Source organism: Mycobacterium sp., from assembly GCF_036488105.1.
Lineage (GTDB): Bacteria > Actinomycetota > Actinomycetes > Mycobacteriales > Mycobacteriaceae > Mycobacterium.
Genome location: NZ_DASXHW010000006.1, coordinates 1 through 10,373 on the forward strand (window position 1 = coordinate 1; position 10,373 = coordinate 10,373).

Sequence of the window (10,373 nt, forward strand, 5' to 3'; positions counted from 1 at the left end):
ACGGCGGCCACAGCGACAGGGAAACGCCCGGACCCATCCCGAACCCGGAAGCTAAGCCTGCCAGCGCCGATGATACTACCCACCCGGGTGGAAAAGTAGGACACCGCCGAACACACACAACAAGCCCCGTGCCCCCCAAAACCCCTGGGGGGCACGGGCATATCCACACCCAACCACCAACCACGATGGCAACCAGCCGACCGTCGCGTCACTCGATCAGATCGACCGGTTGGCCGACGCCATGCGGTAGCAGCAAAGAACGCACGCGACCCATCGCAGGCGTCGGCCGGGGCCGAAGACCGGGCCTTGGGTCAGTTGGCGAAGCGGGCCGCGAGTTCGGCTATCCGGTTGGGCCGGTGCTCTTTGCGCATCCGGCCGGCGCGTTCTAGCAGGCTCATGCCGTGCAAGGCGCTCCAGAGCAGTTCGGTCGCAGTTCCGTCGTCGTCAGTGCCGAGTGCGGCGCCAAGCGCGTTGAAGCCGGAACGCAGTTCGGTCTCCGCGTCGTCTTGCGCAAAGCGCGCATCGATCGGCAGCCGGAACATCGCCTCGTAAAGCGACGGATGCGTCGCGGCGAAGTCCAGGTACACGTCCGCGACCGCTGCAACCGCCTGCGGACCTGTCTTGCCTCCCATCGCCGCCTGTGTCGCCGCGGCCAGTTCCGCGAAGCCCGCGAGCGCCACCGTGCGCATGATCTCGGTCTTCCCGCCCGGGAAGTGACCGTAGAGCACGGGCTGCGTGTACCCGATCGCGTCGGCAAGACGCCGTGACGTGACAGCCGTCCACCCGTCGGCCTCGGCTATGCCCCGGGCCGCGTCGAGGATCTGCTGCCTGCGCCCGGCGATTCGCTGCGCGCGGGTACCCGCCCTCGCCATGGTTCCTCCCCTTGCGTTCTGGCTCGCGATAACCTAGGTTAGCACTGCTAGAAATATAGCACCGCTAGAAAAGGGGTGTCATGCTCACCACGCTCGCTGTCATCACCGCAACCGTCGTCGGCGTCATGGTTGGCGTCGAGTTCGCCGTCGCGGTCTTCGTCGGCCCGATCCTGCGGCGGCTGCCCGTCGGGTCCTGGATTGAGGCCAGCGCCGATGGCTCCCGGGTGCTCGGCCGCGTGATGCCGTTCTGGTACATCGGGTCCCTGCTCCTCACGGCCTGGCTGGCCGCCGCTAAATGGGGCGGGCCGGCCGGTGACGCGGCCATCGCGGCTGCGGCCCTGCTCGTCGTGAGCGTCGTCATGTCGGTCACCCTGCTCGTCCCGATCGCAAACCGCTCCGCTACCTGGACAGCTGACCATCACCCCGCCGACTGGCGCGAGCAACACCAACGCTGGGACCGGCTGCACTACGCGCGGGTGGCGATCATCGTCGCGGGATTCGTACTGACGCTCGTCGCCGGGACAGTCGCCTGAACAGGAAAGAACGCACGCGACCCGTATCCTTTGTCGGGAAGTACTGATGAAATTCGGTGTGAAGGGTACGAGTGGGCGACGACACGCACGGCGACTGGGCACGACGACCGAAGCGACCGCCACGCGACCAGGCCTCTACTACGGGTCCCGGTCGTGCTCGCAGGGCACAGCCCCAACATGGAGCTAACGAAGATGACCGGGGGCCCCGGATACCGCCCGAGATCGAAGCCAAGCAACTGGCACCCGAAGTTCGCCGCGAACTCAGCACTTTGGACCGGGCCAACGCCGACGCCGTGGCCCGCCATCTGGTCGCGGCCGGGGAGCTGATCGACGAAGACCCCGAAGCTGCCCTCAGCCATGCCCGCGCCGCGCGGGCGCGCTCCGGCCGCATCGCGGCCGTGCGGGAAGCCGTCGGAATCGCGGCCTACCAGTGCGGTGACTGGTCGCAGGCCATCTCAGAGCTGCGGGCGGCGCGCAGGATGGGCAGCAAGTCACCGCTGCTTCCGCTGATAGCCGACTGCGAACGCGGCCTCGGTCGGCCGGAACGGGCGCTCGAGCTGGCCCGCGGGCCCGAGGCGGCCAAGCTCACCGGCGGCGAAGCCGACGAGATGCGCATCGTCGCCGCCGGTGCGCGCGCCGACCTCGGTCAGCTCGAGCAGGCGCTGACCGTCCTGTCCACTCCGCAACTGGACCCGGCGCAGACCGGCACGACCACGGCCCGGCTGTTCTATGCCTACGCGGATACCCTGCTGGCGCTCGACCGTCCAGAGGAGGCACTGCAGTGGTTCCTGCACGCCGCCGAGGCCGACGTCGAGGGAGTCACCGATGCTGAGGACCGAGTCAGCGAGCTCGGCTGACGTGGGAACGCTTGCGCAGGAACATGATTGCCTGCTTCTCGACTTGGACGGGACGGTATTCCGCGGCCATGAGCTGACCGACGGCGCGTCCGAGTCGCTGGAAAAGGCCGCGGGCAGAAAACTATTCGTCACCAACAATGCGTCGCGTAGCGCGGACCAGGTCGCCGGCCATCTGCACGATATCGGCCTCCCGGCCACCGCCGACGATGTCGTCACCAGCGCGCAGAGCGCCGCCCACGTTCTGGCCGACCAGCTGGAGCCCGGGTCTCGGGTGCTGGTCGTGGGCACCGAGTCGCTGGCTGCCGAGATCACGGCCGTCGGTCTGCGGCCGGTGCGCAGCTATGACGACCAGCCGGACGCCGTGGTCCAAGGCCACTCTCCGGAAACCGGGTGGGCCATCCTCGCCGAGGCGGCGCTGGCCATTCGGGCCGGCGCGCTGTGGGTCGCGGCCAATGTCGACGCCACGCTGCCGACCGAACGTGGTCTGCTGCCCGGCAACGGTTCCATGGTGGCCGCGTTGAAAGCAGCTACCGACGCCGAGCCGCAGGTCGCGGGCAAGCCGGCACCGACGTTGTTGCTCGATGCGTTGGCGCGCGGTGACTTTCAGACGCCACTCGTAGTCGGTGACCGGTTGAACACCGATATCGCCGGCGCCAACGCAGCCGGGCTGCCGAGCCTGATGGTGCTCACCGGTGTCAATTCCGCGCGCGACGCGGTCCACGCCATCCGCGAACAGCGCGCGACATTCATCGGTCACGACCTCCGGTCGCTCCACGAAGATGCGGACGCACTCGCGGTGGCGGAGCAATCGGCCTGGCACATCGACACCCGGGACGCTTCGATAACGGTCAGCAGCGCAGCCAATGACGACGCGGGCGACGGACTCTCGATTGTTCGCGCCGTCGCGAACGCGGTGTGGTCAAGCGGCCTCGACGGACCGACCGTCACCATCAAAGCCGGCGACAACACCGCCCATGACGCCCTGCAACGGTGGTCCCTGACCTAAATCCGATAGCGTAGAACAGCGATGAGTACCGACCCACACGAGATTCGCGCATGGATCGACGCCCTGCTCGCCGAGCTGCCCGATCCGGCGAACTCCGAGAACCTGCCTACCGAAGCCGATCTAGAAGACCTTGCGCGCCGGCTTTCTGAGGCGCACGACATGCTGGTGCAGGCTCTGGAGTCGGCGGAGAAGGCCTGAGTTCGCCGTGCCGCGGCGTACCCGTGTTGATGCCGAGCTGGTCCGTCGAGGACTGGCTCGCTCCCGTCAGCAGGCCGCGGAGTTGATCGGCGCCGGCAAGGTCAGCATCGACGGGATGCCCGCGGTCAAGCCGGGCACCGCCGTTGCGGCGACAGCTGCGCTGAAGGTCATCGGCGAGGCGGAACGCGGCTGGGTGTCTCGTGGCGCGCACAAACTCATTGGTGCGCTGGACGCCTTCGGTATCGGTGTGGAGGGTCGACGTTGCTTGGACGCGGGTGCCTCGACGGGCGGATTCACTGAAGTCCTGCTGGATCGCGGCGCCCGTGAAGTCGTCGCCGTCGACGTCGGCTACGGCCAGCTGGCCTGGTCGCTTCGATCAGACCCCCGTGTGGTGGTCGTCGAGCGGACCAATGCGCGAGAGCTCACGCCTGACCTCACCGGCGGCCCGGTCGAGGCGATCGTGGCTGACCTGTCGTTCATATCGCTGACGACAGTATTGCCCGCGCTGACTGGATGCGCCTCGCCCGACGCGGATATCGTTCCCATGGTGAAGCCGCAGTTCGAGGTGGGTAAAGGTCAGGTGGGAGCCGGTGGGGTGGTGCACCGTTCGGAGCTACGGGCGGGTGCTGTGCTCTCCGTCGCGCGTCGTGCCGGCGAGCTCGGCTGGCAGACCGTCGGGGTCACGCCGAGCCCGCTCCCGGGCCCATCAGGCAACGTTGAATACTTCCTATGGCTGCGCGCCGAAACCGATCGGGGTTTGTCTGCTGATGAGCTGGAATGTGCGGTCCGCGACGCAATTGAGGTCGGTCCGAGATGACGCATGAACGTACTGTGCTGCTGGTGGTGCACACCGGACGCGAGGAAGCTACCGAGACTGCTCGTCGGGTAGAGAAAGTGTTGAACGACAACAACATTGGCCTGCGGGTATTGTCCGCTGAAGCGGTCGATCGCGGCCCGTCGCAGCTGGCTCCGGCCGATATGCGCGCACTCGGCGTCGACATCGAGGTCGTCGACGCCGACCCTGACGCCGCCGAGGGATGCGAACTGGTCGTGGGCCTCGGCGGCGACGGAACCTTTCTTCGGGCCGCGGAGCTCGCGCGTAACGCCGACGTCCCGGTGCTGGGTATCAACCTGGGCCGCATTGGATTCCTGGCCGAAGCCGAGACCGAGGCGATCGACAGTGTGCTCGAGCACGTGGTGGCGCGCAGCTATCGCACCGAAGAACGGTTGACGCTGGACATCGCGGTCCGGCTCAAGGGCGAGGTCGTCTCGCATGGATGGGCGCTCAACGAGGCAAGCCTGGAAAAAGGGCCGCGGCTAGGGGTGCTCGGCGTGGTCCTCGAAGTCGACGGGCGGCCGGTGTCGACGTTCGGCTGCGACGGGGTGCTGGTGTCAACGCCCACCGGATCAACGGCCTACGCGTTCTCCGCGGGCGGGCCGATCCTGTGGCCGGACCTGGAAGCCTTGCTGGTCGTACCCAACAACGCTCACGCGTTGTTCGCCCGGCCGATGGTGACCAGTCCAGAGGCCCGCATCGCCATCGAGATCGAGGGCGACGGTCACGACGCTTTGGTGTTCTGCGACGGTCGCCGCGAGATGCTGGTGCCGGCCGGCGCACGGCTGGAGGTGCGGCGTTGCGATGTGTCGGTGAAATGGGCCCGGCTGGACAGCGCGCCGTTCACCGACCGTCTGGTGCGCAAGTTCCGGCTGCCGGTCACCGGCTGGCGCGGACGGTAACAGTGCTTTCCGAAATTCGGATCGAGTCGTTGGGCGCTATCAGCGTCGCGACAGCCGAATTCGACCGCGGTCTAACGGTTTTGACCGGGGAAACCGGTACTGGCAAGACCATGGTCGTCACCAGCCTGCACCTGCTCGGTGGAGCCCGCGCCGACGCCACCCGGGTGCGCTCGGGCGCCGAGCGGGCCGTCGTCGAAGGGCGATTCAGCACTGCTGATCTCGACGAGAAAGCGGTGGCGCAGCTCGACGAGTTACTGGACGCCTCCGGGGCCGAACGCGACGAGGACGGCAGCATCATCGCGTTGCGCTCGGTCAGCCGCGACGGACCGTCGCGGGCGTACCTCGGCGGCCGCAGCGTGCCTGCCAAATCGCTGAGCGGGTTCACCACCGAACTGCTGACGCTGCACGGGCAAAACGACCAGTTGCGGCTGATGCGACCCGACGAGCAACGCGGGGCGCTGGACCGCTTCGCCGACGTCGGCACCCGGCTGGAGCGCTATCGCAAACTGCGGGACGCATGGCAGTCGGCGCGCCGCGATTTCGTCGACCGGAGCAACCGGGCCCGCGAATTGGCGCAGGAGGCCGATCGGCTCAAGTTCGCGCTGCACGAGATCGACACCATCGATCCCGCACCCGGCGAGGATGATGCGCTGATCGCCGAGATCCGTCGGCTCTCGGAGCTGGACGCGCTGCGCGAGGCGGCATCCGGGGCCCGCGTCGCCCTGTCCGGGCTGGGTGACGACGCCTCCGCCGACCCGACCGGACAGCCCGCGTCGGCGGCGGACAGTTTGGCGCGGGCCAAGACGGCCTTGGAGTCGACGGAAGACGCGACACTGCGTGCGTTAGCCACTCAGCTCGAGGAAGCGCTCACGGTCGTCGGCGACGCCGCGCGTGAGCTCGGTGGCTACCTGGGCGAATTACCTGCGGACGCCAGCACATTGGACGCCAAGCTCGCACGGCAGGCCGAGCTGCGTACGCTGACCCGCAAATACGCCGCCGACATCGACGGTGTGCTGCAGTGGGCAGGCGAGGCGCGAGATCGGCTGGCGCACTTGGATGTTTCCGAAGCGGCGCTGGCCGGTCTGCAGCGTCGCGTCGACGAATTGGCACTCCAATTAGCCAATGCGGCAAGCGAACTCAGCAAGGTACGCAGCCAGTCCGCCAAGCGGCTGGCCAAACAAGTCACCAGTGAGCTATCGGGGCTGGCGATGGCCGAAGCCGAATTCACCATCGAGGTGTCGACCATGCCGGCCGCTGCCGACGATCCCGCAGCGCTGACGCTTGCCTCCGGCACCCAGGCCCACGCCGGTGGTGACGGCGTCGACCAGGTCGAGTTCGGTTTCGCCGCACATCGCGGCATGACGGTGTTGCCGCTGGCCAAGAGCGCGTCGGGCGGCGAGCTATCGCGGGTGATGCTTGCCCTCGAGGTGGTACTGGCGGCGTCGATGACGGGCACGACGATGGTGTTCGACGAGGTCGATGCGGGCGTTGGAGGCCGGGCGGCAGTGCAGATCGGTCGACGACTGGCCCGGTTGGCCCGCAACCGGCAGGTCATTGTGGTGACGCATCTGCCGCAGGTCGCGGCCTACGCCGACATCCACCTCATGGTCGATAGCACCGGGAAAAACGGCGCCAGCGGGGTGCGCCGCCTCGGCGGCGACGATCGGGTTGCCGAACTGGCGAGAATGCTGGCCGGGCTGGGTGATTCGGATTCGGCGCGTGCCCACGCCCGCGAACTGTTGGAGGCCGCAGACTGTGACCGTATTGCGACCTAAAAGCCGCATCTGACATTGTGACAGATGTGACAAGATATAACTTCTGAGGCCCTTGTTACGGCGCGCCTCCCCGTTCGCGGTCGGGTTCACCGACAGAATCGCCTCCATGAGCGTGACCACCACCTTGTCCTCATTGTTGTCCCGCAATACCTCGCGGCCGGGCGTCGTCGGCACTGCCCGGGTCGACCGTGACATCGACCGGCTGCTGCGGCGGGTCTGCCCCGGCGATATCGCCGTCCTCGATATCCTCGACCTGGACCGGATCACGGCCGATGCGCTCGTCGACGCCGAGATCGCCGCCGTCATCAACGCATCCCCGTCGGTGTCGGGCCGCTACCCGAACCTGGGACCCGAAGTGCTGCTGGCCAACGGTGTCACCCTGATCGACGAGACCGGCACCGACGTTTTCAAGAAGATCAAAGACGGCTCGAAAGTGCGCCTCTACAACGGTGGCGTATACGCCGGGGACCGCCGACTGATCCGCGGCACCGAGCGCACCGACGAAGAGATCGCCGAGCTGATGCAGGAAGCCAAAAGTGGGCTGGTCGCCCACCTGGAAGCGTTCGCCGGCAACACCATTGAGTTCATCCGAAGCGAGAGCCCGCTGTTGATCGACGGGATCGGCATTCCCGACGTCGACATCGAACTGCGCCGCCGGCACGTCGTCGTGGTCGCCGACGAGGACGACGCCGCTGATGACCTCAAGCGCCTCAAGCCCTTCATCAAGGAATACCAGCCCGTCCTGATCGGCGTCGGCTCCGGCGCAGATGTGTTGCGCCAAGCCGGATACCGCCCGCAACTCATCGTCGGCGACCCGAGCAACTTGAGCATTGAAGTCCTCAAGTGCGGAGCACAGGTCGTGCTGCCCGCCGACGCCGACGGCCACGCGCCAGGTCTGGAACGCATCCAGGACCTCGGTGTCGGGGCGATGACGTTCCCCGCCGCGGGTTCACCGGCTGACCTGGCGCTGCTGTTGGCCGATCATCACGGCGCCGCGTTGCTGGTGACCGTGGGCCACCGCGCCAACATCGAGACCTTCTTCGACCGGACGCGTCAGGACAGCAACCCCTCGACCTTCCTGACCAGATTGCGGGTGGGGGAGAAGGTCGTGGACGCCAAAGCTGTTGCCACGCTGTATCACAACCGGATTTCCGGTGGCGCGATCGCACTGCTGATCTTGACGATGCTGCTCTCGGTGATCGCCGCGCTGTGGGTGTCTCGCGCCGACACCGTGGTATTGCACTGGATCGCGCAGTACTGGAATCACTTCTGGATCTGGATGCAGCGCTTCATCCACTAGGACGGAGGCGACGTGATATCTCTACGTCAGCACGCGATTTCGCTGGCCGCGGTGTTCCTTGCGCTGGCGGTCGGCGTCGTGCTCGGCTCAGGGCTTCTGTCCAACACGATGACGTCCGGATTGCGCGACGAAACCCGGAATCTGCACAACCAGGTCAACTCGCTCAACGATGAGAAGCGCGTTCTGAACGGAAAGCTCGCTTCTGCGAACGCTTTCGACGCCCAGATGGCCGCCCGGATGGTTCATGACGCGATGAACGGCAAGTCGATGGTGATCTTCCGCGCACCCGACGCCCAGGACGAAGACGTCGACGCGGTGTCGAAGATCGTCGGACAGGCCGGGGGAGCCGTCACCGGCACCGTGTCGTTGACGCAGGAGTTCGTCGACGCCAACTCCGCGGAAAAGCTGCGCTCAGTGGTCAACGCGTCGGTTCTCCCCGCCGGCGCCCAGTTGGGCACCAAATTGGTCGACCAAGGTTCCCAAGCCGGCGATCTGCTGGGTATCGCGCTGCTGATCAACCGGGATCCCGCCGTCCCGCCGGTGGACGACGCACAGCGCGACACCGTGCTGGCCGCGCTGCGTGACACCGGCTTCATCGGATACGGGAACCAGCACGTCGGCGCGGCGAACGCCGCCGCGGTCATCACCGGTGGCTCGCTGAGCAACGACGCCGGCAACCAGGGCGTCAGCGTGGCCCGGTTCGCCGCAGCGCTCGCACCGCATGGGTCGGGCGTGGTGCTGGCCGGACGCGACGGCTCCTCGGACGGTCCCGCAGCGGTCGGAGTGGCCCGCGCCGACGCCACGGTGACCCCGGTGATCAGCACTGTCGACGATCTCGACGCCGAATCCGGTCGCGTCACCGCCGTGCTCGGTGCCGCCGACTTGATCAACGGTGGCCGGACCGGCCAGTACGGCACCGGACACCGCAATACCGGGCTCACCGTCGCGCAGTAGCCTCACCGCCGGGCGTGTTAGCGACGAGGTGGCTGAGTGTTTGTTAGGGTGGGTTTCCGTGGGTCGGCAGGCCCAAAGCTGGAAAACAGCCCTCACCAGAGGCTAGCCCTGCGCCGTCTTCACGGAGGTCGCCACATTGCGTAAGCATCCGCAGACCGCCACCAAGCATCTCTTCGTCAGCGGCGGGGTCGTCTCGTCGCTCGGTAAGGGACTGACCGCGAGCAGCCTCGGACAGTTGCTGACCGCCCGCGGGCTGCAGGTGACGATGCAGAAGCTCGATCCCTACCTCAACGTCGACCCGGGCACCATGAACCCGTTCCAGCACGGCGAGGTGTTCGTCACCGAGGACGGCGCCGAGACCGACCTCGACGTCGGCCACTACGAGCGCTTCCTCGACCGCGATCTGTCGGGTTCGGCGAATGTCACTACGGGACAGGTTTATTCGACGGTCATCGCCAAGGAGCGCCGCGGCGAATACCTCGGTGACACTGTTCAGGTCATCCCGCACATCACCGACGAGATCAAGCGCCGCATCCTGGCCATGGCCGAACCGGACGCCGACGGTAGGCGTCCCGACGTCGTCATCACCGAGATCGGCGGCACCGTCGGCGATATCGAGTCGCAGCCCTTCCTCGAAGCGGCGCGGCAGGTACGTCACGACATCGGCCGGGAGAACGTGTTCTTCCTGCACGTGTCGCTGATCCCCTACCTGGCGCCGTCGGGCGAACTCAAAACCAAGCCCACTCAGCACTCGGTGGCCGCCCTGCGCAGCATCGGTATCACCCCGGACGCGTTGATCCTGCGCTGCGATCGCGACGTGCCTGAGCCGCTGAAGAACAAGATCGCGCTGATGTGTGACGTGGACATCGACGGCATCATCTCCACGCCCGACGCGCCCTCCATCTACGACATCCCGAAGGTGTTGCACCGCGAGGAGCTGGACGCATACGTCGTCCGCCGGCTCCACCTGCCATTTCGTGACGTCGACTGGACCGAATGGGACGACCTGCTGCGCCGAGTGCACGATCCGCAGGAGACCGTGCGAATTGCCTTGGTGGGCAAGTACGTCGACCTCTCGGACGCCTATCTCTCGGTGAGCGAAGCGTTACGGGCGGCGGGCTTCAAGCACCGAGCCAAGGTG

11 protein-coding genes and 1 rRNA gene are annotated in these 10,373 nt (G+C 66.9%); 11 read left to right on the top strand and 1 reads right to left on the bottom strand.

Translation table 11 applies throughout. The features are described from left to right. Position 1 precedes the first annotated feature (1 nt). Positions 2–112, top strand: a 5S ribosomal RNA gene (rrf, locus tag VGH54_RS00255). A gap of 199 nt (positions 113–311) precedes the next feature. Here rrf and VGH54_RS00260 read toward each other — a convergent pair. Next, positions 312–872: a TetR/AcrR family transcriptional regulator gene (locus VGH54_RS00260; RefSeq protein ID WP_331509940.1), complete on the bottom strand. Its 561-nt coding sequence runs from the start codon at positions 870–872 to the stop codon at positions 312–314. Positions 873–952: 80 nt separating this feature from the next. Between VGH54_RS00260 and VGH54_RS00265 the strand changes: the two genes are divergently transcribed. The 10 genes from VGH54_RS00265 to VGH54_RS00310 form a co-directional block, all read left to right on the top strand. Beyond that, positions 953–1,405: an anthrone oxygenase family protein gene (locus tag VGH54_RS00265; RefSeq protein ID WP_331509941.1), complete on the top strand. Its 453-nt coding sequence runs from the start codon at positions 953–955 to the stop codon at positions 1,403–1,405. Between the two features lie 71 nt (positions 1,406–1,476). Then, complete coding sequence (locus tag VGH54_RS00270; RefSeq protein WP_331509942.1) at positions 1,477–2,262, top strand: tetratricopeptide repeat protein; 786 nt, start codon at positions 1,477–1,479, stop codon at positions 2,260–2,262. Position 2,263: 1 nt separating this feature from the next. Beyond that, positions 2,264–3,268, top strand: a complete 1,005-nt coding sequence (locus VGH54_RS00275) for an HAD-IIA family hydrolase (protein ID WP_331509950.1) — start codon at positions 2,264–2,266, stop codon at positions 3,266–3,268. A 21-nt stretch (positions 3,269–3,289) separates the two neighbouring features. Continuing rightward, positions 3,290–3,466, top strand: a complete 177-nt coding sequence (locus VGH54_RS00280; RefSeq protein ID WP_331509943.1) for a hypothetical protein — start codon at positions 3,290–3,292, stop codon at positions 3,464–3,466. A 7-nt stretch (positions 3,467–3,473) separates the two neighbouring features. Continuing rightward, positions 3,474–4,283 carry a TlyA family RNA methyltransferase gene (locus VGH54_RS00285; protein ID WP_331509944.1) on the top strand — a complete coding sequence of 270 codons (810 nt, stop codon included), beginning with the start codon at positions 3,474–3,476 and terminating at the stop codon, positions 4,281–4,283. Next, positions 4,280–5,203, top strand: coding sequence for an NAD kinase (locus VGH54_RS00290; RefSeq protein WP_331509945.1), 924 nt, complete (start codon positions 4,280–4,282; stop codon positions 5,201–5,203). The genes VGH54_RS00285 and VGH54_RS00290 overlap by 4 nt, the downstream gene beginning before the upstream one ends. 2 nt (positions 5,204–5,205) lie before the next feature. Continuing rightward, a complete protein-coding gene (gene recN / locus VGH54_RS00295) occupies positions 5,206–6,978 on the top strand; it encodes a DNA repair protein RecN (protein WP_331509946.1) in 1,773 nt (590 codons plus the stop codon). Positions 6,979–7,084: 106 nt separating this feature from the next. After that, complete coding sequence (gene steA / locus VGH54_RS00300) at positions 7,085–8,278, top strand: putative cytokinetic ring protein SteA (protein WP_331509947.1); 1,194 nt, start codon at positions 7,085–7,087, stop codon at positions 8,276–8,278. Positions 8,279–8,290: 12 nt separating this feature from the next. Beyond that, positions 8,291–9,232: a copper transporter gene (locus tag VGH54_RS00305; protein WP_331509948.1), complete on the top strand. Its 942-nt coding sequence runs from the start codon at positions 8,291–8,293 to the stop codon at positions 9,230–9,232. 136 nt (positions 9,233–9,368) lie between these two features. Next, a partial coding sequence (locus VGH54_RS00310) for a CTP synthase (protein WP_331509949.1) occupies positions 9,369–10,373 on the top strand: 1,005 nt, incomplete at its 3' end.

Bases quoted from the DNA above. Each gene is read 5' to 3' on its own strand.
- VGH54_RS00260 (WP_331509940.1), bottom strand. From the start codon at position 872: ATGGCGAGGGCGGGTACCCGCGCGCAGCGAATCGCCGGGCGCAGGCAG.
- VGH54_RS00265 (WP_331509941.1), top strand. From the start codon at position 953: ATGCTCACCACGCTCGCTGTCATCACCGCAACCGTCGTCGGCGTCATG.
- VGH54_RS00280 (WP_331509943.1), top strand. From the start codon at position 3,290: ATGAGTACCGACCCACACGAGATTCGCGCATGGATCGACGCCCTGCTC.
- VGH54_RS00290 (WP_331509945.1), top strand. From the start codon at position 4,280: ATGACGCATGAACGTACTGTGCTGCTGGTGGTGCACACCGGACGCGAG.
- steA (WP_331509947.1), top strand. From the start codon at position 7,085: ATGAGCGTGACCACCACCTTGTCCTCATTGTTGTCCCGCAATACCTCG.